Here is a 25,931-nt window from a genome sequence, read left to right as displayed (position 1 = left end):
CAGGAGGTTAAATTTTACTTAGTTTATCTTCAATAATACTCAGGGCTTCATCGATTAACAAAAACATACTATTTTTAGCTCGTTCTGCGTTCCCCGATTTGATAGCGTTGTAAATTCTAGCATGCTCATCGACTATACTTTCAGAGTTATCAATGGCAGGCGTAGTGTGCTGAATACTGACGTTTAATGCGGTACGGGTAAAATCTCGCATACGGATATAGAAACGGTTTTCACTGGCATACAAAATGGCCACATGAAAATCAATATCGGCTTCAAGTTCAGCAGCAAGATCATTATTCTGTACAGCTTGCTCCATTCTAACCAAACTACTCTCTATTGCAGCTAAACGTTCTGGAGATGCGTGACGAGCCGCCAAAGCACAGGCTTCAGGTTCAACAGCCATACGCATTTGGGTAAATTCTTTTAAAACAATTAATGAAGGTTTGGCCTCAAGTGACCAACTCAACATTTCAGGGTCTAAAATATTCCAGTTTTCTTCAGGCTGAATTCTAATCCCTTGTTTAGGTTTACTTGTAATCAAGCCTTTAGCGGTTAACATCTTAATCGCTTCTCGCACAGCCGTGCGGCTCACGCCAAACTTTTCACACAAAGCTGCTTCAGTAGGTAGACTTTTATCTCTAGGATATTCACCACAGACTATGGCTCTTCCCAATTCAATAGTCATTCTTTGGGATAAATTTTTACTGCTAGCAAAATTTGCCATTTAACGTGTCCTAATCGGGGAAAGAGTATTTTATATTTTTATATAAAATACAACAATTTCAACTAAATAGCATCAAATACCAATAATTCATCTTAAATAAGTTTACTACGCCCAAAATAAAAAATGACCGGTTGTAAAAGACAACCAGTCATATAATTAAAATATGTGAAAAGTGGAATATTTATATCTTTTTAACCACAACCAACCAGTCTTCATTTCGTTCTGACTTAGGTAAACCTAAGTCAACCACACCGCCTGCGGAGACCTTAGAAATAGTACCTTTGCTTAAGTCACCGCCTATTCTTGGGTTAAACCAACGAATGCTGTAACGACCTCTATCTAAACTGAGATCAAGGGTCGTTTTATTAGCTGCATGTAAATACACCAAATAAACCTCACCTTCGTTAGCGAATACATATGGTTTTTCAGTACCTTTATCTGTAACAGCTAAATCATTCATGTTTCTCATTCTATGCACAGGAATGTCATTATCAGCAAAAAATTTGACTGCAATACCGGCATAGTCCCAAGACATATCACGACTTCTAAAGTCTTCAGCAACTAAGTCATTTTCTAACAGACGATAGCCAAAGTAATACTCTACACCCGCACCACCTGCCATCAGATTACCCCAAAGGGTTTTCTTACGAACATCATGCAGGTTGTATTTCATTTCACGATCTTGAGCCCAACCGTCAAAACCTTTATAACCAGGATCAGGTGGTACGCCCATACCAGCTGGATTTTGTTCATCATTGGCTACAACCCAAGGCTTGCCAGCGGCACGAGATTGCTCAACCCAGCGTAACGTTTTTTGATGGGCATGTTTCCAACTGTTTTGCAAAGACGCACCGGTTAACACTGACTGGCTGCCTAACATCGACAAGTACACTTTTTCTTGTTGATTTGGAAATGAATGTATCACTGTGTTGTGATCATAGGGGTCAACATTCAATATGTATTCGGCCATATCTCTTTGTTCTTCATAACTTTGGGTGTTCTCTTCACCTAGATTCCAGTTAAGGGCCAAATGATGAGAATAACGGGCGATAATTTCACGTAAATAGAGTTTTCTCTCTATCCCCAGTAATCCACCATCTAATGATTCCTTAATAACAATCGGCTTTTTACCTTTGCGATTATCATCGTTTTCATTTTCTTGCAGTTTAAAGTGCAGATACAAACCTAATTTTTGTGCATGGCTAAACAATATTCCCCATTGATCAAGTTTAGACGTATCAAAATGAAACTTACCGTTACGCTCTACATATGGCCAAATATTGTCACCATCACCGGCAGCGTTATAGGTTAAAAACGAAAATGCATTTAACCCTTTATCTGCCAAATAATTAAACGCACCAAGTAGGTTTTTGCCTTTACCATCTTGCCAAGTGGGATCACTACTTTTGGCATCTTGAGCGTGAGGTTGCCAAGTTTTAATGGCAAGGTTTGGTTTAACACCCAAAGTGTTATCTATGTCGGCATAAGCCAGCATAGTTTCTGGTGCATCTGGGCCTGCTTTTAAGAAGTATTCACCCGTTCCAGCGTGTCGTAAGTAATGTCCGCCTACATATTCTAAGCGGCCTTTGGCTCTAAAATCCCGACCTTTTTTGTCGGTTTTAGCAACGTTAAAGGTGCCATACTTGCCTTGGAAAGGATAAACATACTCACCTACTGATGGCGTCACAGAGGCATTTTCACCTTTAACAAAAGAAACACGATAACTCCATAAACCAGGTTTATCAGGCGATACGTGAGCTCTCCATTTAACGCCCGAAACAGCTGATGTTTCGGCGGCATTGCCATCTGTAGCAAAGTAACCTGGTACAGTATAAGTAGGCACGCCTGATTCATGAGCGAAAGTGACAGACATTCTGTAATCTAAGAAAGGATTTGGATTAATATCTTGCTCGTAGGCAAATGGTCCATCTAAGGTAAGTACCACATCATGCCATTGTTTTTGTTCACCAGAGATAACCACAGTCCCGTCGCCGTCAGTTTGTCTTGGCGATACTAACGCTGGTCCAGATTCAATTTCTTCTTGAAGGCGCATTGCAGACACATCGGCTTTATCTTTGCCCGGATCATAATCAATGGCACTAAACACAATTTTTGACCAATATCCACGACTGTAGTCTTTGCCATTAGTGCTTGAGTTTTCTACAGAAACAGTAAATTTTTCACCTTCGTTAATTTCAACCTTATTAAAGCTAGCAATATATGAAGCTGATTTATCGATATCCTTGGTTGTTTTGGGTGAAGTGAACTTGCCAACCACACTGTCACCCACTTTTAAGGTATAGGTCGACTGACCATTCTTATCACCGGCCGTGTGTAACTGAATATCGAAACGACTATTGCCTAAAGGCACAGTAGAACTAACTTCACCTTGAGTTTTACCATCTTGAACCCTAAAGCCAATTAAGCCTTCCCGTATAAAAAAACCGCTACCTTGCAACATTAAATCATCTGCATCGATAACAGCTTTACCTTGCTGGGCAATACCTGTATTCGCGTAAAACACTAGAAGTAAAGCTTGTGTGCAACCTATCAGTAATCGTTTCATTTTATATATAATTCAAACCATGTAGCAATAATGTAACTGAATTGTGACAAACACCCATTTGTATTACAATATATTTCGAAAAAAATTATGTGTAATTTAGAATGTTAACTAACGAAATGTTCGAGTCATCTAGATCATCAACGGGGAGTGACAAGTTTTACTGAAGAGTTTGGATTAGCAGCTTTGTGTAGATCCACTTCACCAATAGAGTTCCAAGTCTTAGTGAACACACTGTGCTTATTAAAACAAGGTCTATAATCCGCTACCTATTTAGATATCAACCTTAAATGCACAGTGACTTCTTCTCGGTTGTGATACAGGTGTTTAGCTTGGAGTAAATATCTGCCAGCTTGATTAGCCTGCATAACTTGTTCAATTATCTCTAGTGCACCTTGTACTGACTCATAACGTTTTTTCATGGGCAGTTTAAGGTTGAACATGGCTTCTTTGCAGCGTCCCTCTGCTACCCAAGTCGCCATAAGTTTAGCCACCCTTTGGGGTTGTTCGATCATGTCGCAGACTAACCAATAAACATTATTCTTTTTAGGTTTAAACTTAAAGCCATCTTCAGGGCAGTAGGTCACCTGCCCTGTTTCCATTAAGGCTTGATCCATTGCCCCATTGTCTACCGCCTGCACAAACATGCCCCGGTTAACTAATTGATAAGTCCATCCACCTGGGCATGCACCTAAATCCACCGCATATAATCCGCCTTGCAATCTTACATCCTGCTCTTCTTTTGGAATAAAAGTTTGAAAGGCTTCGTCTAGTTTTAAAGTAGAGCGACTAGGCGCCGCATGAGGAAACTTTAAACGCATGATCCCAAGTGCTAGTGGTGAGTTATTATTGCTGAATGAATATCCAACATAGGCTTTGTTGTTGCTAGTGAAAAACACATGAAGTACGGGTTTAGTTGAGTTTTCTTTATTGGTTAATTTATTCTTTCTACGTAAACTTTGCCTTAACGGCACACTGATTTTTCGGCAGAACTTAGACAACTCTCTGCCGTCAGTGGTATCGGCGTACTCTACTCGTAAATCACCACACAAAGGAAAGTCAACACAGGCTTGAATGATTGGCCCTACTCTATCTTCAGGATCCATGTCTTCAATGACGTGTTGGCAAGCAAACATTTGTCTAGCAAACACTAAGCTTGCAAATTTTAGTTTTTTAGCCAGCATTTCAGCTTGTTCTGGCTGATAACAATTAAAAAGAACGTAGCCCGTATTATTTTGGGTTTGAGGATAGCCATACACTTCTATTTGGCTGGCTTTTTCTTGTACTTCATTAGCTACGTCACTTTCGAAACCAGCACGGCAATAAAGTATTAAACCAGCCATTAGCTGGCCCCTTCGATTATATTAGTGCCTTTTATTGCAGATGCTGCTAACAAGGCCCACCCAACAATAAAACACACGCCACCTAGAGGGGTAATTGGCCCAAACCATTTCACTTGGGTTAACGCCAACATATACAAACTGCCGCTAAAAAATAAAATGCCCGCCAACATAAAGCCAGCACTCCAAACTAATAATCCTTGTGGCATTTGGCGGTACATAATCACAATTAAGATTAAAGCTAAACTGTGAAACATTTGATATTGCACACCTGTTTGAAAGGCATTTAACAACGCCTCAGGCAATTTACTTTTTAATCCATGTGCTGCGAACGCCCCTAATATAACAGCCAGCATGCCGCTAAAAGCGCTAATAGATAAGATGATTTTCATAATGAATATAGGTTCTTGTAAAGATATTTCTAACGTCGATTAATGTATTGTATCAAATACTCAACTATCTACCGACCTGAGATTTTATAAAGTCGGTTATATGAAAGACGGCTTGTTGCATATTTTGCTCTAACGTTTTACCTGACTTTTTACGAGGCTTAAAACTGTGATCTCCATCGGTTAAATAGGCTAGTTGAACCTTTGACGATAGCGGATAGTTTGGTATTTCGTGTTTGGTTCCAAAGGTGTCTCTCTCCCCTTGTATAATTAAAAGTGGTTTTTGCATCTCTCCTAAATGAGCAGTACGCAGTTTTTCTGGTTTACCTGGTGGGTGAAAAGGATATCCCATGCAAATACAGCCTTTAGCAGGAGAGTCCTGCACCAGCATACTGGCCATTCTTCCCCCCATTGATTTACCACCAATAAAAAGGGGGATTTCAGAATTAACTTGGTCAATCACTTGTTTGTATTGAATTAGCAGTTTATCGGCCCTTTCAGGTGGCCGTCGTTTACCTGTGTCTATTGCCAATTGTATATAAGCAAAATTAAATCGAATGACATTGATGTTTTGTTGGCTTAGTTGCAGTGCTATATCTTGCATAAACTCGCTGTTTTGGCCGGCACCTGCGCCATGAGCAAACACAAAATTGGCTAAAGGTTTTTCATCTTTATCTGAAACCGCTTGATCAACTAAAGTCTTGATCATCTTGTTCTAATTTTACCTGTTGTAATAACCATTCACGGAACGCTGTTATTTTGCCTAAATCGGCTTGAGATTGTTCACAAACTAAATAGTAGGCTTCTTTGGTGACTAACTTTTCTTCAAATGGACAAATTAACCGCCCTGCTTCTATTTCAGAGCGAGCCAAAACACTATGTCCCAATGCAATACCCTGCCCCAATGAAGCGGCTTGTTGAACCATCATAGAATGACTGAAAATAGGCCCATGGTTTACGTTTACCCCTAATACATTAAAATGCCTTAACCATTCTTGCCATGATTCCCTTGAAGAATCGTGTAGCAGCGTATGCTGGCCTAAATCGTCTAACGCTTGTAAAGGTTTATCGCCTTGAAACAAAGAAGGTGCGCAAACGGGAGTAAGATATTCGGTGTGTAACTTGTCAGCCACTATACCGGGCCATTTGCCACGACCGTAATAAATGGCAACATCAACATCGTCAGTTAAAAAGCCTTCATTATCGTTGACAGCTTTAATCCTAACGTCAATATCTGGATTCATTTGGCTAAAACCATTGATTCTAGGCACTAACCATTGAATAGCAAAACTAGTTTGCAGGGCGACTGTGATGGCACCTTTTTCGCCTTTAACCAAGAGTTTTTCAGTGGCATCGTTTAGTGCTTTAAAAATATCCTTTAAGTCTAAATAGTAACTTTGCCCTTCCTCAGTCAAATATAGAGATCTTTTTTTACGCACAAAAAGTTTCATGGATAAAAATTCTTCTAATGCTTTTATTTGATGACTCACAGCCGCTTGAGTCACAAATAACTCATCTGCAGCGCGGGTAAAACTTAAGTGCCTTGCAGCAACTTCAAAGGCTTTTAGAGAATTTAGTGGAGGTAGTCGACGATTCATGGGTTACTCAGTCAAACAGCACATAGAACACACATTAAAGCATTAGTTTTTCTAATGAACAACAATAAAAAAAGTCATTTTAATATGGAAAAACACTTGTATACAATTCATTCAGTGGAAAGAAATATTTGTTTTAAAACAATATCTAACCACTAAACACAGATAAACAAATACGAACTAAAATACAAACTTAACATTACTAAACTTAAGGTTAACAAAATGAAAACATTATTTACAAAAACAGTTTTAAGTGCATTGGTCTTAGCCACTGCTCTATTCACTCAAACAGCCAATGCTAAAATTGAAAAACCCAGTTCAACTAAGACTCAAGTTGAAAACAAATTCGATTTTGACCTAATAGCTGAAATCAACGATGTGATTAAAACAGTCATGGGTGACGTTGAAAAGCCAGCTATTAAGAAAACTATTGCTAAACAACTTAATGCAGACCGAGTAGAACTAAAAGCAAATGAAATGGTACAAGATCTAGATAAAACATTACCGAAATTCAAATTTAAAGTCGTTATTAAAGACTAATTTAATAAAATTCGTAATTTTTAATTTCTGTGTGTTAACAACTCTTTAGTAAGTTTAGCGCTGTGTGCAACCTGCCCCCAACAATGGCGTGGCTAGGTCACACAGCAGAACTTACCAGTGTTTATCCTTAAACACTTATCCCATTCTTAATTACTTTAATTACAACTCCAGCTTATTTGGCACTTGTATCTAAATCATCAAACCCTTTAACTAAATCATCCAGAGCTTTCATTTGTTGCAAATATGGTTCTAATTTGTCCAGAGCTAAAGCACATGGTCCATCACATTTTGCTTCGTTTGGATTCGGGTGAGCTTCAATAAATAATCCAGCTATGCCTAATGCCATGCCACTTCTGGCTAATTGTGCCGCTTGAGCACGTCTACCATCGGCAGAATCTGTTCGACCGCCTGGTTTTTGTAAAGCATGAGTAGCGTCGAATATCACAGGCGCATAGGCTTTCATTTCATCCATAGCTAACATATCTACCACTAAGTTGTTATAGCCGTAACAAGAGCCTCTTTCACAAAGAATCACTTTATCATTACCTGCTTCACCAAACTTAGTGATGATATGACGCATTTCATGGGCGGCTAAAAACTGCGGTTTTTTCACGTTTATAATGGCATTGGTTTTAGCCATTGCCACAACTAAATCGGTTTGCCGTGCTAAAAATGCCGGTAGTTGAATGACATCCACTACTTCTGCCACAGGTGCCGCTTGAAAAGGTTCATGTACATCGGTAATCAATGGCACATCAAAAGTCTGTTTGATCTCTTGAAATATTTTTAAGCCCTCTTCCATTCCAGGGCCACGGTAAGAATTCACTGACGAGCGATTAGCTTTGTCAAAAGACGCCTTAAATACATAAGGAATGCCAAGTTTAGTGGTGACTTCTTTGTAATGTTCAGCAATACGCATGGCCAAGTCACGAGACTCTAAAACATTCATGCCACCAAATAAAACAAAGGGTTTATCATTGGCAACTTCAATGCTTTGAATAGAAAGATTTTGTAGATTTTGCATAGGTAAAGGGTTCTGCCTTAATTATTGTCTCCTTTAAGCATATCAAGCCCATTACGTAGAAGGTACTCAAATATAGCTATTTGTTAGAAAACAAATATGCATAAATAAGCTGCATAAAAGTAGCGATTAAGGTAAATACCACGTAAAATGCGCGGTTCGATTTTTAGCGTAGTGAAATGATATTATTTTTATTGCGCTTATTGGAATATGTAAAACAAAGGTTAGTAAGATCCGCATGACAAAAAAGCTATTTATTAAAACTTGGGGTTGCCAAATGAACGAGTATGACTCGGAGAAGATGGCAGACCTACTCGACTCGACACACGGTTACGAGGCGACTGAAGTAGCAGAAGATGCGGATATCATATTACTAAATACCTGCTCTATCCGTGAGAAAGCTCAAGAAAAAGTATTCCATCAACTAGGCCGCTGGAAAAACCTGAAGAAAGACAAACCTGAGTTGATAATAGGTGTAGGTGGTTGTGTGGCTTCTCAAGAAGGCGACACCATACGCAAACGAGCTCCTTTTGTTGATGTGATTTTTGGACCACAAACCTTGCACCGCTTACCTGAGATGATCAATCAAATTAAAGGTGGCAGTAAGTCAGTGGTTGATGTGAGCTTTCCAGAAATTGAAAAATTTGACCGTTTACCTGAACCCAAAGCCGATGGCCCATCTGCTTTTGTGTCAATCATGGAAGGCTGTTCTAAATATTGTACTTTCTGTGTGGTGCCTTATACCAGAGGTGAAGAAGTTAGCCGCCCGGTTGATGATGTATTGTTAGAAATTGCCCAGTTAGCTGAACAAGGTGTTCGAGAAGTTAACTTGTTAGGCCAAAATGTTAATGCATTCCGTGGCCCTAATTTTGACGGCAGTGTGTGTACCTTTGCAGAATTATTAGAATTAGTTGCTTCGATTAACGGTATTGATCGTATCCGGTATACCACCTCTCACCCAGTAGAGTTTACCGACGATATTATCGACGCCTATGCCACTATCCCTGAATTAGTAGACCATTTACACCTACCGGTACAATCAGGCGCAGATCGTATTTTAAACCTTATGAAACGCGGCCATACTGCCATAGAATATAAATCTAAAATTCGTAAGTTACGTAAAATTCGTCCTAACTTGAGCATGTCCTCTGATTTTATTATTGGTTTCCCTGGTGAAACAGACGATGACTTTGAAGCCACCATGGATTTAATTCAGGCTATGGATTTTGATTTGAGTTTTAGTTTTATTTATAGCGCTCGTCCAGGCACACCAGCTGCAGACTTGCCTGACGATGTAACTGAAGAAACTAAAAAGCAGCGTTTAAGTTTGTTACAACAACGTATTAACCAACAAGCTTTGCGTATCGCCCGCAACATGGTGGATACCGAACAACGAGTATTAGTTGAAGGCCCGTCTAAAAAGAATCCTATGGAGTTGTCAGGACGGACTGAAAACAACCGTGTAGTCAATTTTGAAGGTACGCCAGATATGATAGGTGGTTTTGTGGATATCAAAATTACTGACGTATTTGCTAACTCTTTGCGGGGCAATGTTATTAGAACAGAAGCGGAGATGGATCTACGTAATGACTTATCTCCAGAGTCTATAATGGCTAAAAGCACTGCTGCTATCGACGATCTAGGCGTGGGTTCATTTACCCCAGCCGTATAAATAAATTTAAAAGTTAAAAGCTTAAATCTAAAGATAATTAAGAGAATAATCATTGAGTAACCTAGTTAGTAACGAATTAACACTCGAACCTTCTGATCACAAACGTTTAGCCAGCTTATGTGGCCCGTTAGACGACAATATAAAACAGATTGAACGTCGACTTGGTATAGAGATTACCTATCGAAATAACGAATTTAAGCTAGTGGGTGCTGAATTACAGGTAAAAAGTGCCACTAAACTTCTAAAAGATTTATATATAGAAACCCAGCCTGTGCGTGGTCAGTTAGCTGATGTTGACTCTGAAAAAGTACATTTAGCTATTCAAGAATTAAAAGGTTTAGAACAAGCCGCCCCTAAAAACTATGGCAAAGAAATCCATATAAAAACTAAGCGGGGTGTGATCAAACCTCGTAATCCCAACCAATCTGACTATGTAAAAAATATATTTACTCACGATATCAGTTTTGGCGTGGGCCCAGCAGGAACTGGTAAAACCTATTTAGCCGTAGCATGCGCCGTTGAAGCATTAGAGCGCCAAGATGTACGACGTATTTTATTAACTCGTCCTGCGGTAGAAGCTGGTGAAAAACTGGGATTTTTACCTGGTGACTTGTCACAAAAAGTCGATCCATACCTACGTCCTTTATACGACGCTCTATTTGAAATGTTAGGTTTTGAAAAGGTCGAAAAACTAATTGAACGTAATGTTATTGAAGTAGCGCCATTAGCCTACATGCGTGGTCGTACTTTAAATGATGCCTTTATTATTTTGGATGAAAGTCAAAATACCACAGTAGAACAAATGAAAATGTTCTTAACTAGGATTGGGTTTAATTCTCAAGCTGTCATTACTGGAGACATCACACAAGTAGATTTACCTAGAGGCATACGTTCTGGGCTAAGACACGCGGTTGATGTGTTAAGTGATGTTGAAGAAATTTCATTTAACTTTTTCAGTGCTGGCGATGTAGTGCGCCATCCTGTGGTTGCGCGGATCGTTATGGCTTATGAAGCACATGACAAACAGCGCGAAAAAGAAAGACTTGAGAAAAAAGCGTTACAAGAAGCGCAAAACCAAGAACAATCCAGTCAACAAAATCGCAACGATCAATGATAGCTATATGAGCGCATTACTTGACCTGCAAATTGCCACTGACAATCTGCAGATCCCAACACAAGAACAGATCCAAACTTGGCTAGATACCGTATTTTCCCATCTGAATGCAGATGAAAAAGAAATTACCGTTCGTATAGTGGATGAGGACGAAATCTGTGAATTAAATCATCAATATAGAGGAAAAGACAAACCCACTAACGTATTGTCTTTTCCTTTTGAAATGCCAGAACTTTTCTTACCAGACAATACAGATGGCTCTGATATTTATGAAAGTACTGATGATATTGAAGTTCCAAATTTGTTAGGTGATTTAGTCATATGTACTCAAGTTGTAGCAAATGAAGCCGAACAACAAAATAAACAAAATTTAGATCACTGGGCACACATGATTGTACATGGAACCTTACATTTATTTGGTTTTGATCATATTCAAGATGATGAAGCCGAAGAGATGGAAACACTAGAAATTACAATTTTAAAGCAATTAGCCATTGACGACCCCTACCAAGATCATTAATGATGCTAATCCAACAATATATACTTAAGTATAGTTAACCAAATAACGAGATCATGAGCGAAGATAATCCCCCGTCTACAAGCGGTTCTGCTAATAAGAGCTGGATTGGTAAAATAGTCCAAAACTTTACAGGAGAGCCGAATAGTAAAGAAGAATTAGTTGAGGTCATCACTGACGCTCAAGAACGAGAAGTCATTAATCCAGAAACTCGCGAGATGATGGAAGGTGTGATGGAAGTCAGTGAAATGCGTGTCAGGGATATCATGATCCCTAGAGCACAAATGAGAACCATAGAAATTGATCAAACCGTTGAAGAGTTTTTACCCACTATACTTGAATCTGCCCACTCTCGTTTCCCGGTCATCAACGAAGACAAAGACCATATTGAAGGAGTGTTGCTAGCAAAAGACTTGCTTGAATATGCCTTTATCCCTGGCAAAGAGTTCGAACTTAGAAACATATTACGCCCCGCTGTAATTGTGCCTGAGAGCAAACGCGTGGATGTGCTATTAAAAGAGTTTCGCCAGCAACGTTATCATATGGCCATAGTCGTAGATGAGTATGGTGGTGTATCAGGCTTAGTCACGATTGAAGATATCTTAGAGTTGATCGTGGGTGAAATTGAAGATGAACACGATGTTGAAGAAGATGAAAACGACGGTATTCGCCCGTTAAACAAGTATACTTATTCGGTAAAAGCCCTCACTCCATTGGATGAATTTAACAAGTTTTTTGAGACCTCATTTGATGTCGAAGAAGCCGATACTATTGGCGGTATAGTGTTAAAAGCTTTCGGCCATATGCCACAAAGAGATGAAGAAGTAGAGGTAAACAATATTAACTTTAAAGTGACTAACTCTGACAAAAGACGTTTAGTCCAACTTAAAGTTACACTTCCTGACTTAGATGAAACATTAAGTTAACGGTTAATTTCCTATCTGAGCATCACTCTCACCATGACAATGTTTGCTACTAAGTTTAAATTCGCACTGGCTTTTTTGGCTGGTGCGCTTATGACTTTTGGGTATGCGCCTTTTTCTTATTGGCTTGTGCTATTTGTTAGCCTTCCCATATATTTATACCTACTAGCCCAAACCCAGCCCAAGCAAAGTTTCAAAATAGGTTTTGCTTTTGGTTTAGGCTGGTTTGGTGCGGGTATTAGCTGGGTACATGTAAGTATCGCTGATTTTGGTGGTTTACCACTCATCGCCTCAATTGGTTTGATGTTATTATTGTGCTCTTACCTAGCCTTGTTTCCTGCCTTGGCCAGTTATCTAATTAAGCGATATTTCAGTCTTAAGCTTTGGCCATTAGCCCTACCTTTTGTTTGGTTAAGTATTGAATGGTTGAGAAGTTGGTTATTTACAGGCTTCCCTTGGTTGTCTCTTGGTTACAGTCAAATCAACAGCCCACTTGCTGGTTGGCTCCCATTAATCGGCGAGTTTGGCTTAAATGCTTTAATCCTTATCATTTGTAGTAGTTTAGCCTTAAGCTTTATCCGTAAGCATTGGCTTTCAAATCTAAGCTTAACTGGAATAATTTTTATATCTGGTGTGGTTTTGGATCAAGTTAATTGGGCAACCCCTACGGGCAATACTGCTCAAATAGCTATGGTACAAGGTAACATTCGTCAAGAACTCAGATGGACACCAGAGCAAGATCAACCCACTATGGACAAATATTTGGAGATGACTTCCAACCATTGGTTGAACAACGATGTGATTATTTGGCCTGAAGCGGCCATTCCACAATTAGAGCCAATAGCCTTGGATTACCTCAGAGATTTGGACTCCATTGCTGCAGCCAGCAACACAGGCTTAATTACCGGTATCGTTAATTACAATTTTGAAACTAAACAAGCTTACAACAATTTAATTGGTTTAGGTGTTAAGAACTCAGCGTCTTCTAATCAGATAGATGGCGTGACAGTTGGTCATTATCGCTATTTACATGCCAATCGTTTTGCTAAACATCACTTATTGCCAATTGGCGAGTTTATTCCCTTAGAAAGCTGGATTCGTGGTTTAGCACCTATCTTCGATTTGCCCATGTCGTCTTTTACTCGTGGTGATTACCAACAGGCCAATATTCAAGCAAACGGATTTAACTTTGCCCCCGCTATTTGTTTTGAAATAGCCTTTCCACGGCAGATAGCCAGTAATTTATATTTTAACACTGACTTTATAATTACAGTCAGCAATGATGCTTGGTTTGGCGCCTCACATGGCCCCGCACAACATTTAGAAATTGCCCAAGTTCGAGCTAAAGAATTTGGTTTACCTGTACTTCGCTCAACCAATAATGGCATCACTGCCTTTATTGACCACACTGGTGCCATTCAAAGTCAATTACCACAATTTGAAGATGCTGTATTAACTGATAAAATTCAATTAGTTAGTGGAGAAACACCCTATAGAAAATTAGGTGACTGGCCAATATGGTTGATTAGCTTATCTCTGTTTTTTATTGCTGTTAAATTTAGAATGTCCCGTTAAATGCTAAAACCTAGAAACTAAAAAGCCGTGATAAACACGGCTTTTATTCATCCCTAAATTATTGGATGGCGAATTATCGAATCACACCCAACATATATTTCGCTACCGCTAATCTAGTTTCTTCATCAAGATAATTTTGTGGAGGCATTTCTGGATAGTCTTCACGCTTCTTAGTTGGGTTAGCGATAAATTTAGCTAATCCTTCAGGGTTATCCATGTATAAAGCTTGAATGATTTGTACAGGAGGGCCAATCATTCTGCCTGTGTAAGTGTGGCAACCAGCACATATACCCAAATAAGCAATTTTACCTTTCTCACTGCCTTTTATTTCACGAGGCGCAACCGGCTCATCTAAAATATATGACACTATGTTATCAGTATTAGTGAAATTACACTCTGCCCAATCAGACACACCTGTAGTCACATATCTATGACGGTTAATAATACAACTATCACGGGACGTCCCAACTCTAATAATATCCGGATTTCCTTGTTTAAATTCAGTTAGCATGAGTGCCTTTACATCGTCTAAAGTGTCATAACCATTATTTGTCATCAGATTATTTAATATCATGACGCGATCAGGTTTAGTATCAGATTCAGGATCGATAGTCGTATTAGGCGCATTTTCATGATCCGTTATAATAATACCGGCGGTTTTATTATTGGTAATAATGTTATCTTCAACAATGACTTCATCGGCAGCCATAATTAATATACCTGTACCGGCAGGAATACCCGCGACAGTAGAGCCTGGTGCACCAAAATTAGCGGTATTATTATTAGTGATAAAGTTATTACGGATAATCACATCAAAAGTGGTTTTGATTGGCAACCCCGGCGTAATAAAGGCTAAAACCCCACCTGTATTATTATGTACATAGTTATTTTCAACTATAGCGTGACGACTGTTTTCGATTTCAATCCCAGCTACAGAATCAAATACTTCATTATGGGCAACATGAATATTGTCACTCATACCTATGTAAATAGCAGCGTCTTCGATACCTGAAATAATATTGTGTTCAACAATACCATTTTTACCCAATTGTGGAAAAACACCATACACACCAGTATCAACTATGATGTTATTGCGGATCTCAAAATTGTTGCCCGCTTGTCCCATGATACCGTTACCTTTGTATTTAGTGATAAGCAAGTTTTCAACTACCACATTGTTACCTGAATACAAGATGGCATCATTTAACTTGCCTTTACCGTCCATAGTGGCGCGTTCGCCTTCCTTGATCACACCTACAATTCGAATATCATCTTTATCAATGTAAACTGTTTCAGAATAGATACCGGGCATGATTTGGATAGTATCTCCAGGGTTTGCACTTTTAACCGCATCCATAATCAAGTCACCTGGATTGACCACTATAATTTCGCCTTGTTCGGTGCGTTTTGCCACCGCAGATTTCTTAGTTGAACTTTGATTATCTGCCGATTTATCGTAGCCACCAGAATAACTTGCTCCATCTGAACTGTCGGTAATAAGTGTATTCACTGAGCCGGTTTTACCCAAATAAATACCACCTACAAAGGCTGCTAGGATGAATACAATCGCTATGGTTTTTCCTGCTTTCATACTGTCTCTCTCCTTAAAAAAGAGTGCTATTTTTATTATTGCTGCTCTTGTTGGTTTTGTTGATATTTAACATCAATTACCGGCAAACCTGATGGAACAACTCTAGGTGTTCTTGGGACTAAACTTTCATCCGTTAAGGCTCCTAGAAACTCAACAACTAGGTCTAATTCTTTATCAGTTAAGTTTGGCTCCCAAATATGCCAATGTAACTGCAAAGACTCTCCTTCTGGCACTTCATGTCCTCGCCCTTTATTATAAAACTCTACTGCATCCCTTAAATCTGTGAAGTTTCCTGCATGCATGTAAGGTGCAGTTTTTGCAATATTTCTAAGGGTGGGAACTTTAAAACCACCTCTTAGCTTAGAAGCGTTAAAAGTAATTTGAGCACCCGGATCAAATTCATCTCCGTTTTTTTCAGCCACCCCAATAACTGCAATTTGGTTATTAGTAAATAACGGCGGCTGATGACACTCAGCACAGCGAGCAACAAAAGATCGGAAAATATTTAGACCTGCAATCTCATTTTCATTTAAAGCTTGATGATAACCATGAGCATATTGGTCGTAGCGGCTATTGAGAGAAATCAACGAACTTTGAAACGCCACTAAGGCTTTAATAACCTGTGCTAAATCGATTTGAGTGTGTTCTGGAAAGGTTTGCTTAAACAAAGACACATAGGTTTGATTGGCACGTAAACCTTTTAGTAAGTTTGCTGCATCATTACCCATTTCGTTCTTAGCAAACAATGGACCCACAGCTTGTTCTTCTAAGCTTTTTGCTCTGGCATCCCAAAATAATTTGTTAACAAATCCCACATTCCACAAAGATGGGGCGGAGCGAGTAGTTTGCTGGCCACCTATACCAACACTTTTAGCCAGGTCGTCACTAAAACCTTTTTCTGGAATATGACAACTGGCACAAGATACTGAGCCGTCTTTAGATAACAGTGGGTCAAAAAATAAATACCGACCTAAGTCAATTTCATTAGGGGTAAACCCGTCTCGGCCTTTAGATAATGCGCTTTGTAAGCCCCCCACTCCAACATTTTGTATTGAATCGTATTGTTGATATAGGTTGACTAATTTACATACACCTTGTTCTGTTAACTCAAAGCTTGGGGGGCAGCTATCTCTTAGCTCAATGCTTATAGTGTTGTTTGCCGAACTAGCTTGGCAACTCAATACTAGCTGTATCAATAAGCTAACAGAGAAAAATTTGAGCATATCCCTACTCTTGTTCCGCAATATAAAACAAGATATCAATTAATTCTTGCTCAGAAACGACTTTGGCCATCATCGCCATTTGGCGGCCCAATTTGTCTTCTTGATGGTATCCACGAATATCTTGCTTAAAATTGGCCATTTGCAAGGCTAGATATTCAGTCGATTGGCCAGCTAATTTAGGTGCATTAAATCCTTTATTTCCCTGTGCATTACCGCCATGACAGGCTCCACACTTTGCTTGGTAATACCTTGAACCATTCATCATATTTCCACTTAGAGTTCCTTTAGTGGAAATACTTGGAAGTTGGCTGATATATTTACTTAGTGCATCTAATTGATTTTTATCAGAAAGAGATTTTGCGAATACAGCCATAGTTTTACCATTGGTATCTTGGTTATGACTGCCTCTTTGGCCTGAAGCAAAATTGTTTATTTGCCTAGTTAAATACCAGTCAAACTGTCCGGCTAGAGCTGGTGCGTTAAGCTGAGATTTACCTTCTGCCATTTCACCATGACAAGCGATACATTTTGTGTAGGCTTGCTTGCCGTTTGCATATAAAAGTTGACTGGTATTTACAACCAATAAACCAGCAATCAAACATTTAACTATAAACGACATTAGACGCTCCTAAACTTCATTGATCGAATGAAGCTCTACCCGTATTAGAACTTGCCGTAGAATAATAATTTAACCAATCTTTTACTTGTTTAATATTCAAAAAAAGCTGACGTATTATAGAACTCATTACTTAAGCCGCTATTTTTTAATAATCAATCAGATCCTATTGCGAAATTCAGTAGGGGTAATTCCGTGAGTATTTTTAAAGGCTTTGTTAAATGAGCTTAAACTTCTAAAACCACTATCCAGTGCTAGTGTTAAGACTGGAATATGGCTATCTTCTGGTTTAGATAAATTCTCTGTCACTTCTTTAATTCGATAAAAATTAAGAAAATCGTTAAAATTTCGAAACTCCAATTCGCCATTAATTAATTGCCTTAATTTATATTCATGAATACTTAAATGACGAGATAACAAACTAATGGTGACACCTTCGTTTTGGTAAAATTTTTCACTCAACATACAATGTATGATCCGTTGTAACTCTGGTGATTGTGTTTTATTTATTTTTAATGGTGGTGAAAAGCGTTTAGGCCCTTCAAATAAAACCCCATCTTTTAACGAAAACAACACAAGATCCACGGTTATAATCAAGATTAACAGCAACAAATGTTTAACTGTATCTAACCAAATCCAGTCTAAATTAAAAAGCTGCTCACTGACGATCACTAACAAAATATACATAGCAGCAAAAACCACTACACTGCCACGAATATAACGTCTATCTTGCACCAAATCTGATTGCCAGGTTTTCATCGCAACAACCAAAGCATACACAATTAGCACTAGTTCAATTATTAAAGCACCGTAAGTCACTAACCCCCAAAACGCTGGGAGTTCTTTTAAATCAAAACCTAAGATTAGTTGGGCCAGTGTTGACGTTAAAGGGATAAGCAAAGTGCTTGAGGCTAAGGCATATTGCCAATATTCCAATTCGTGTTTTTCTGAGAAAATACTAATTGAGGTTAACCAAAACACGCCGGGTAAGGCATTGCCAGAAATATATTCTAACCACCATAAAACGGACATATTGGTAAGAGGGCCAAAACTTTCTGATATTAAATATCCGCAGCCACACAACATTGAAACTGAAAACAAAATAATTGAACGGTTTTTACGATAATTTAGTTGGCAGATATATCTAGGTAATAATAATAAAACACATAATGCCATTAGGCTAAAAGCACTATGTGCTAAAAAACTAGAGAGTTGTTGCATATGGAAGTCTGTAAGTCTCTTTATTGATAATGTAAAAAACCCACCTTTAAGGTGGGCTTGTTTTTAAAGATATCACTTAAAAGTTATATTTGAAATCCATTCCTATTTCTCGCCCTCTATTTATTCGAGCAAAGGAAGTACCAAAAAATGCGCGAGTTAAATTACTTATCCCTTCAATATAACGCTCATTTAACAAATTTCGCCCCCAAAATGCCATTTCCATAGAATCGTCATTTGTGCTTAATGAGATCCTAGCACTTAAATTTTTTCTATCACTAAGATATTCAGGTATTGCCAATTGGAATGGCAAAATATCAGATCGTTGGGCATTAGTATTCTCTACAAAAACGTAATCAATATGTACGTTAATCGCACCATATTTAGAATCGGGAAACCAATCTAAGGTGGCCGTATAGTTAGTGTCATTATCAGAGGAAGTTGAAGTTGCATCTAACAACTCACCTTCTGCGTTATAAAAAGAAGGTCTATCAGCGTCAGTATTACGAAAATCAGTTACTATTCCTACAGTAATAGCATCACTTACATTCCACTTTGCATCAATTTCTATTCCGTTTATTGACCGATTTTCATTAATAATAGTACTCACAGCCGTGGTACTGCCCGGTTGCTTGGATTCCACTGCGACTTGGAAGTTGTCTAACTCCATTTGATAATAACTAATATTGGTAATAAAACTGTCTGATAATATCCCTTTATACCCTAACTCAAAGTTAGCCACATCTTCTGGGGCAAAGGCTTCTTGTCCATCAGCTTGGGAAATAGGAGTTAAAGAGTCGAAGCCGCCAGATTTATAACCTGTTGAATAAGATGCAAACACAAAGTTATCGTCGTTAATTTGGTAGTTTGTGACTAAACGTCCTGTCACTTTACTCCAACTATCAGTTGCAGATATATCTACCTGTGGGAAAAGCTGATTACTCACACCAGGTCTAACCGCGGCGTAACTGGTTTCAGGTATATACCATGCGAAATCTTTTTCATCGTTAGAATAACGTAATCCAGCAATCACGTGCCACTTGTCATTTATGGCAAAATCTACATCCGCAAAAGCCCCCCAATTAGTAAAAGTACCTGTATTGTTGACACTTTCTTGCCAAAACTGACCGCTATGACTTGGACCGAATATTTCAGGTACCCCTAATGTTTGTGATACCACTTCATAAATGGCATCACCTGCTAACAGCACTAAACCATCGTTTAAATCAGCACCGGGCATACCCAATGCAGCGGTAATAGTTGAACCATAACCTAACGCATTAAGTGCACTAGCCCACTCACCTGGATTCCATAAATGATCCATAGGTAATCCTAACTCACTAAATTGACTATCAACTACCGCATCAAAGGTAACGCCTGGACCAAAAACAGCTTGAGTGATTTCATCTGATGTTCCACCAATGGCAGCTGCTATTTGCTGAGCCACTCCACCACGTATTTCATTATTTAAATCTTGGGTGACAATTCTAGCCACTGCATCTGTCGTAATATTTAGCTCAGAAGTTTGGGTAACATTTTCTTTTGAATAAGAAAAGCCAGTCACCGCACTCACCCGAGCGCTCACGCAGTTGAACTGTAGTTCAGTGTAAAAAATATCTGAGTCTTCATTGTTTGAGGTATCAAAATAACGGGTGATATCTGCAGTACCATCTTCATCTTCACGATTGACTGTTTGCCAATCACGTACACTGGCTACATATTTCATTGACCAATTATCGTCAAACTCATGTATGAATTTAGCTGTTACACCATACATATCGCGAGACTCGACACCTTTACGCACATCGTTTTCTGTATAGCTAGCAAAAGGTTGAGTACCGCCATGGGATGCATATGCACTTAACCCTATGGCCATAGGCGGGGCTTGATTCAAATCGTCTAAATCTAATGATAATTGAAACTCTGTACCGGTGGAAATATCCCACAGTAGGGCAATACGCGCCGCCTTATGATTTTTGTCACCTAGATCCCAGATTTTGTTATTTTTGTTCCACTCTGGTTTGGCAGTGTTTTGTACTATGCCATCTTGTAGGCTGACTAAGCCATTCACGCGTAAATACAAATTATTTGACAAAGCCACATTTGCCATACCTTCATAACGTTGTAAATTATCTGTACCCCAACTAAATTTACCAAAACCTTCAGTATCATCACTCGGTTTCTTGGGAATAATGCTAACTACACCCGTGGCTGCATTTCGGCCAAAAAGAGTACCCTGGGGGCCCTTTAACACTTCTACCCTTTCGATGTCAGAAAACACCACATTCTGCGCAGCTCTAGGCATATATACATCATCATAAAATGTAGCCGCTGAAGGATCCCCTCCAACTGAGATATTTGGACTCGAAACACCACGAATTTTCACGCCAGCCTGAGTAACATTAGCGTCACTAAAATCAAAACCTGGAATAAATTTATCTACATCCGCTAGGCCAATTGAACTACTTTCTTCTAACAAATCAGCGTTGATAATTCCTACTGTAATAGGTACCTGCATAACATTTTGCACACGCTTTTGTGATGTCACTTCAATTACTTCAAATTTAAAACCATCATCAGTATTAGTGTCTTGAGAATAAGAGTCTTGAGAAAACGCACTACTTGATAAAATTGAACAAGAAACTGCTAGCGCAATACTTTTTGCAAGCAACGTTTTTAAAGGACCAAATAGTTGTGATGGACGATAGACGACGTGTGCAGGCGTTTGTGAATGGTTCATGCAATACCTCTAGTGACTAGCTAATTATTATAAGTTATTTGGCAACTATAAGAATCTATATGGTTTAAACTGCCTAATTACTGCTATTTAGATAACGAATAAATAAATAAGGCTGACGGATTCATGCAAAGGTCACGTCTCACCTAGCATATAGCCAAGCACTACCCATTACATTTCATTAACTTATTTAACACCCTGTTTAGTTAGTAATACTTGTTTGCTATTAAACATTATTGATTAAATCATAATTAAAAAGAATACAATTCCAATAATATACGAACCCAAAAAGCATAAAATATTTACCTTACTTCAATTTTAGCTGTTACCTGAATTTCAATTTTCATTTTGTCATCTAACCAGCCTGCTTCGAACATAGTTGCAGCGGATTTTACCTTACCTAAATATTTGGCGAAAGTTGGCCAACAAGTTTCAAAGTCATGCTTATTTGGCAGTATATATGTCACTCTTACAATTTGCGCCAAAGAACTCCCAGCTTGTTGCAAAGCACACTGAATGTTTAAAAAACACTGTTCCGCTTACTTACTGACGTCTTCTGAAATTGACATATCACTATAGTTATACCCAGTGGTGCCAGATACAGATACAAAAACATAATCACCATCAACCATGGCTCTTGAATAGGCAACGTTTTCTTCAAACTCTGATCCTGATGTAATCAATCTTCTACTCATATTGCTCATCTATTTTAAGCACAAACTTCAAGTATAAAAAAAGAGGCTAACGCCTCTTTCTAACAATAAAACCCAAATATGTGTGTCTCTTTAAATATATTGAACTTCTGAGATTTCATATTCAATCACGCCTTTAGGTGTTTGAATATTTACTACATCATCTAACTGTTTTCCGATTAAACCACGGGCGATGGGTGAACCAACTGAAATTAAGTTATTTTTAATATCAGCTTCATCTTCCCCCACTATTCTATAGGTGGTTTCTTCTTCAGTATTCAAGTTTAAGATAGTCACTGTGGTACCAAATATGACTTTACCTGTATTTGGCATTTTAGTGACGTCAATAATTTGAACGTTGGATAATTTGCCTTCAATGTCTTGAATCCGGCCTTCACAAAAACTTTGTTGTTCACGTGCCGCATGGTATTCAGCATTTTCTTTTAAATCCCCATGCTCTCTTGCTTCTGCAATCGCATTGACAATTTCAGGTCTTTTAACTGATTTTAAATGATTAAGCTCTTCACGAAGCATTTCTGCTCCCTTGGCTGTCATAGGATATTGATTCATCTATCAACACTCTCTTATTTTTGTTATTACGTAATTAACACTTAATCAAAATATATAGGTGTTAATTTACGTTTTTCAATCGATTAACTATTAGTGAATACGTTTATGCAGGTCTTGTACTGAAGTTACTCTGGCACGATCATCCGCTTCATTAGCATTTACAGTAGCAAAAGCAGAGTTCATTGTCGTGGTATAAGCCACTTTATTCAGTAACGCTTCTTTACGAATATACACTGAATCATCAATGGCCTGACGGCCTTCTGTGGTGTTTACAATGTAATTGTATTCACCATTTTTAATCGCATCAACAATATTAGGACGACCTTCACTTAGCTTATTCACCACACTACAAGGTACACCAGCATTATTGAGAACTTTAGCTGTTCCACTTGTTGCTTCTAAAGAGAAACCTTTAGACACCATAGTTTGACCTAATTCAATTACACGATTTTTATCGTTTAAACGTACAGATAGTAGGGCTTTGCCACCAACTGGAATGGCTTGACTCGCGCCTAGATTAGCTTTGGCATAAGCTTCTTCGAAACTATCACCTACCCCCATAACTTCACCAGTTGAGCGCATTTCTGGGCCTAATAATGGATCAACACCTTGGAATTTAGCAAAAGGTAATACTACTTCTTTCACAGAATAAAACGGTGGAATAATTTCTTTGGTGATACCTTGTGAAGCTAGCGATTGTCCAGCCATCGCTCTTGCACCTATTTTGGCCACTGGCATACCTGTGGCTTTTGATACAAATGGAACGGTTCTCGCGGCTCTTGGGTTAACTTCAATCAAATACACTTCGCCATCTTTTACCGCGAACTGAGTATTCATCAAACCAACCACACCCAACTCTAAAGCCATAGCTTTAACTTGTTGGCGCATTACGTCTTGAATATCATTGTTTAAAGAATAAGGAGGGAGTGAACAGGCTGAGTCACCTGAATGCACACCGGCTTGTTCAATATGCTCCATAATGCCGCCAATAACCACTTCTTCACCGTCACAAATAGCGTCAACGTCAACTTCAATCGCGTCATCTAAGAACCTATCTAACAATACAGGAGAGTCATTAGACACTTTAACCGCGTTAGTTAAATAACGTTTTAGATCTTTAAGGTCATATACAATTTCCATAGCTCTGCCGCCTAGAACATATGACGGACGTACCACTAATGGAAAGCCAATATCACCAGCCGCTTCTAGCGCTTCTTCCATATTACTAACCGTAGCGTTAGCCGGTTGTTTAAGGTTTAACTTATTAACCATTTTTTGGAAGCGTTCACGATCTTCAGCTTTATCGATGGCATCTGGAGAAGTACCAATAATAGGTACACCAGCCGCTTCTAGAGCACGCGCTAATTTAAGTGGTGTTTGACCACCATATTGCACTATTACACCTTTAGGCTGTTCAATGCGTACAATTTCAAGTACATCTTCTAAGGTCACAGACTCAAAATATAATCTATCAGAGGTATCATAATCAGTAGAAACCGTTTCAGGGTTACAGTTAACCATAATGGTTTCGTACCCATCTTCACGCATAGCTAAAGCAGCGTGCACACAGCAGTAATCAAACTCAATACCTTGACCGATGCGGTTTGGTCCGCCACCTAAGATCATAATTTTGTCTTTATCACTAGGGTTAGCTTCACACTCTTCATCATAAGTTGAATACATATAAGCTGTATCTGATGAAAATTCAGCTGCGCAGGTATCAACACGCTTATAAACTGGATGAATATCAAAACCACGTCTCACTTCACGTACGTCAGACTCTTCAACGCCGGTTAATTCAGCTATTCTTGAATCAGCAAAACCCTTACGTTTTAAAGTAGTCATTAAATTTTGGTCAATTGACGATAAACCAGATTCGAGCAGTTGATTCTCAAGTATGATTAGTTCTTCAATTTGCACTAAATACCAACGGTCGATATTGGTTAGATTGAATATCTCTTCCACTGACATACCCATACGCATAGCATCGGCTATATACCAAATACGCTCTGCACCAGGTTCACGTAATTCGCGAATGATAGTATTTTTAGCTTCAGGATCCGTGATATCAATAATTGAATCAAGACCGTTCACTCCTACCTCTAGTCCACGTAAGGCTTTTTGTAATGATTCTTGTTGGTTACGACCAATAGCCATCACTTCACCTACCGACTTCATTTGTGTCGTTAAGCGATCGTTAGCGCCTGCAAATTTTTCGAAGTTAAAACGTGGGATCTTAGTCACAACGTAATCGATAGTCGGTTCGAAAGATGCTGGGGTTAAACCACCAGTTATATCATTTGCAAGTTCATCAAGGGTATAACCTACAGCCAATTTAGCTGCCACTTTTGCAATTGGGAAACCGGTTGCTTTAGAAGCTAATGCTGAAGAGCGAGACACCCTAGGGTTCATCTCGATAATCACTAAACGACCAGTTTTAGGGTCAACGCCAAACTGAACGTTTGAACCACCGGTTTCAACACCAATTTCTCGTAACACAGCTATAGCTGCATTACGCATAATTTGGAATTCTTTGTCAGTCAATGTTTGAGCTGGAGCGACTGTGATTGAATCACCAGTGTGCACACCCATAGGGTCGAAGTTTTCAATGGTACAAACAATAATACAATTGTCAGCTTTATCTCTAACCACTTCCATTTCGTATTCTTTCCAACCAATTAATGATTCATCAATCAATAATTCGCTAGTTGGTGATAAATCTAGCCCACGACGACAAATCTCTTCAAATTCTTGTTTATTGTAGGCAATACCGCCGCCTGAACCACCCATTGTAAAAGACGGGCGAATAATACAAGGAAAGCCAATTCTTGAACTGACATCAAAGGCTTCTTCCATAGAGTGGGCTATTTCAGCATTTGGACATTCAAGACCAATGGATTTCATGGCTTTGTCGAAACGTTCACGGTCTTCAGCTTTGTCAATTGCGTCAGCTGTAGCCCCAATCATTTCAACATTAAATTCTTTTAATACACCGTACTTTTCTAGATCTAATGCACAGTTAAGTGCTGTTTGGCCACCCATAGTAGGTAGCACAGCATCTGGTCGTTCTTTTTCAATAATTTTTTTAACTACTTCCCAATGAATTGGCTCGATATAAGTTGCATCAGCCATTTCTGGATCAGTCATAATTGTGGCTGGGTTAGAGTTAACTAAAATAACTCGATAACCTTCTTCTCTTAATGCTTTACAGGCTTGTGCGCCTGAATAATCGAATTCACATGCTTGACCTATAACAATTGGGCCTGCGCCTAATATCAAGATGCTTTTTATGTCGGTACGTTTTGGCATAA

At 38.8% G+C, this 25,931-nt stretch carries 21 protein-coding genes and 1 pseudogene; 6 read left to right on the top strand and 16 right to left on the bottom strand.

All coding sequences use genetic code 11. The features are described from left to right. Positions 1 to 7 precede the first annotated feature (7 nt). From L0668_RS18520 to L0668_RS18495, 6 genes are all read right to left on the bottom strand, one after another. A complete protein-coding gene (locus L0668_RS18520; RefSeq protein WP_235314217.1) occupies positions 8 to 724 on the bottom strand; it encodes a FadR/GntR family transcriptional regulator in 717 nt (238 codons plus the stop codon). 181 nt (positions 725 to 905) lie between these two features. Further along, positions 906 to 3,290 carry a glycoside hydrolase family 140 protein gene (locus L0668_RS18515; protein WP_235314216.1) on the bottom strand — a complete coding sequence of 795 codons (2,385 nt, stop codon included), beginning with the start codon at positions 3,288 to 3,290 and terminating at the stop codon, positions 906 to 908. A 266-nt stretch (positions 3,291 to 3,556) separates the two neighbouring features. Then, positions 3,557 to 4,630 (bottom strand): 23S rRNA (cytidine(2498)-2'-O)-methyltransferase RlmM, encoded by a 1,074-nt coding sequence (rlmM, locus tag L0668_RS18510; RefSeq protein ID WP_235314215.1) that lies wholly within the window; start codon positions 4,628 to 4,630, stop codon positions 3,557 to 3,559. Then, positions 4,630 to 5,019, bottom strand: coding sequence for a DUF423 domain-containing protein (locus L0668_RS18505; RefSeq protein WP_235314214.1), 390 nt, complete (start codon positions 5,017 to 5,019; stop codon positions 4,630 to 4,632). The genes rlmM and L0668_RS18505 overlap by 1 nt, the downstream gene beginning before the upstream one ends. Before the next feature lie 64 nt (positions 5,020 to 5,083). Further along, on the bottom strand, positions 5,084 to 5,725 hold the full coding sequence (locus L0668_RS18500; RefSeq protein WP_235314213.1) for an alpha/beta family hydrolase: 642 nt from the start codon (positions 5,723 to 5,725) through the stop codon (positions 5,084 to 5,086). Further along, positions 5,706 to 6,614, bottom strand: coding sequence for a transcriptional regulator GcvA (locus L0668_RS18495; protein WP_235314212.1), 909 nt, complete (start codon positions 6,612 to 6,614; stop codon positions 5,706 to 5,708). The genes L0668_RS18500 and L0668_RS18495 overlap by 20 nt, the downstream gene beginning before the upstream one ends. A 219-nt stretch (positions 6,615 to 6,833) precedes the next feature. On the opposite strand from L0668_RS18495, the gene L0668_RS18490 reads away from it, so the two are divergent. Continuing rightward, positions 6,834 to 7,151, top strand: a complete 318-nt coding sequence (locus tag L0668_RS18490; RefSeq protein ID WP_235314211.1) for a hypothetical protein — start codon at positions 6,834 to 6,836, stop codon at positions 7,149 to 7,151. 172 nt (positions 7,152 to 7,323) lie between these two features. Here the strand turns inward: L0668_RS18490 and kdsA are convergent, their stop codons facing one another. Further along, the gene (gene kdsA / locus L0668_RS18485) at positions 7,324 to 8,175 is read right to left on the bottom strand and encodes a 3-deoxy-8-phosphooctulonate synthase (protein WP_235314210.1); all 852 of its coding nucleotides are present in this window, start codon (positions 8,173 to 8,175) and stop codon (positions 7,324 to 7,326) included. A 235-nt stretch (positions 8,176 to 8,410) separates the two neighbouring features. Between kdsA and miaB the strand changes: the two genes are divergently transcribed. From miaB to lnt, 5 genes are read left to right on the top strand one after another with little or no spacing between them, the layout of a single operon-like run. Further along, positions 8,411 to 9,844 carry a tRNA (N6-isopentenyl adenosine(37)-C2)-methylthiotransferase MiaB gene (miaB, locus tag L0668_RS18480; RefSeq protein WP_235314209.1) on the top strand — a complete coding sequence of 478 codons (1,434 nt, stop codon included), beginning with the start codon at positions 8,411 to 8,413 and terminating at the stop codon, positions 9,842 to 9,844. A 52-nt stretch (positions 9,845 to 9,896) separates the two neighbouring features. After that, complete coding sequence (locus L0668_RS18475; protein WP_235314208.1) at positions 9,897 to 10,958, top strand: PhoH family protein; 1,062 nt, start codon at positions 9,897 to 9,899, stop codon at positions 10,956 to 10,958. A 7-nt stretch (positions 10,959 to 10,965) separates the two neighbouring features. Next, on the top strand, positions 10,966 to 11,478 hold the full coding sequence (gene ybeY, locus L0668_RS18470) for an rRNA maturation RNase YbeY (protein WP_235314207.1): 513 nt from the start codon (positions 10,966 to 10,968) through the stop codon (positions 11,476 to 11,478). 53 nt (positions 11,479 to 11,531) lie between these two features. Then, on the top strand, positions 11,532 to 12,401 hold the full coding sequence (locus L0668_RS18465; RefSeq protein WP_235314206.1) for a CorC family transporter: 870 nt from the start codon (positions 11,532 to 11,534) through the stop codon (positions 12,399 to 12,401). 39 nt (positions 12,402 to 12,440) lie between these two features. Beyond that, a complete protein-coding gene (gene lnt / locus L0668_RS18460; RefSeq protein WP_441295210.1) occupies positions 12,441 to 13,973 on the top strand; it encodes an apolipoprotein N-acyltransferase in 1,533 nt (510 codons plus the stop codon). A 73-nt stretch (positions 13,974 to 14,046) separates the two neighbouring features. Here lnt and L0668_RS18455 read toward each other — a convergent pair whose 3' ends face one another. The 9 genes and pseudogenes from L0668_RS18455 to carB all read right to left on the bottom strand — a co-directional run bounded on the left by L0668_RS18455 (position 14,047) and on the right by carB (position 25,929). Continuing rightward, on the bottom strand, positions 14,047 to 15,564 hold the full coding sequence (locus L0668_RS18455; RefSeq protein ID WP_235314204.1) for a parallel beta-helix domain-containing protein: 1,518 nt from the start codon (positions 15,562 to 15,564) through the stop codon (positions 14,047 to 14,049). 35 nt (positions 15,565 to 15,599) lie between these two features. Beyond that, positions 15,600 to 16,787: a cytochrome-c peroxidase gene (locus tag L0668_RS18450; RefSeq protein WP_235314203.1), complete on the bottom strand. Its 1,188-nt coding sequence runs from the start codon at positions 16,785 to 16,787 to the stop codon at positions 15,600 to 15,602. A 4-nt stretch (positions 16,788 to 16,791) separates the two neighbouring features. Next, entirely contained in the window at positions 16,792 to 17,406 is a 615-nt protein-coding gene (locus L0668_RS18445) for a c-type cytochrome (protein WP_235314202.1), read from the bottom strand. A 156-nt stretch (positions 17,407 to 17,562) separates the two neighbouring features. After that, positions 17,563 to 18,624: an AraC family transcriptional regulator gene (locus L0668_RS18440; RefSeq protein WP_235314201.1), complete on the bottom strand. Its 1,062-nt coding sequence runs from the start codon at positions 18,622 to 18,624 to the stop codon at positions 17,563 to 17,565. Positions 18,625 to 18,700: 76 nt separating this feature from the next. Continuing rightward, on the bottom strand, positions 18,701 to 21,361 hold the full coding sequence (locus L0668_RS18435; RefSeq protein WP_235314200.1) for a TonB-dependent receptor: 2,661 nt from the start codon (positions 21,359 to 21,361) through the stop codon (positions 18,701 to 18,703). A 299-nt stretch (positions 21,362 to 21,660) separates the two neighbouring features. After that, positions 21,661 to 21,882 (bottom strand): annotated as a pseudogene (locus L0668_RS18430) (Rid family hydrolase); the annotation flags it as partial. A gap of 15 nt (positions 21,883 to 21,897) precedes the next feature. Then, a complete protein-coding gene (locus L0668_RS18425; RefSeq protein WP_235314198.1) occupies positions 21,898 to 22,053 on the bottom strand; it encodes a RidA family protein in 156 nt (51 codons plus the stop codon). 90 nt (positions 22,054 to 22,143) lie between these two features. Beyond that, positions 22,144 to 22,620: a transcription elongation factor GreA gene (gene greA / locus L0668_RS18420; protein ID WP_235314197.1), complete on the bottom strand. Its 477-nt coding sequence runs from the start codon at positions 22,618 to 22,620 to the stop codon at positions 22,144 to 22,146. A gap of 90 nt (positions 22,621 to 22,710) precedes the next feature. Next, a complete protein-coding gene (carB, locus tag L0668_RS18415; protein ID WP_235314196.1) occupies positions 22,711 to 25,929 on the bottom strand; it encodes a carbamoyl-phosphate synthase large subunit in 3,219 nt (1,072 codons plus the stop codon). Positions 25,930 to 25,931 lie beyond the last annotated feature (2 nt).

Origin of the sequence: Paraglaciecola algarum (assembly GCF_021532655.1) — a bacterium.
In the GTDB taxonomy this organism is placed as follows: domain Bacteria; phylum Pseudomonadota; class Gammaproteobacteria; order Enterobacterales; family Alteromonadaceae; genus Paraglaciecola; species Paraglaciecola algarum.
This window is presented reverse-complemented; position numbering and strand designations above follow the sequence as displayed.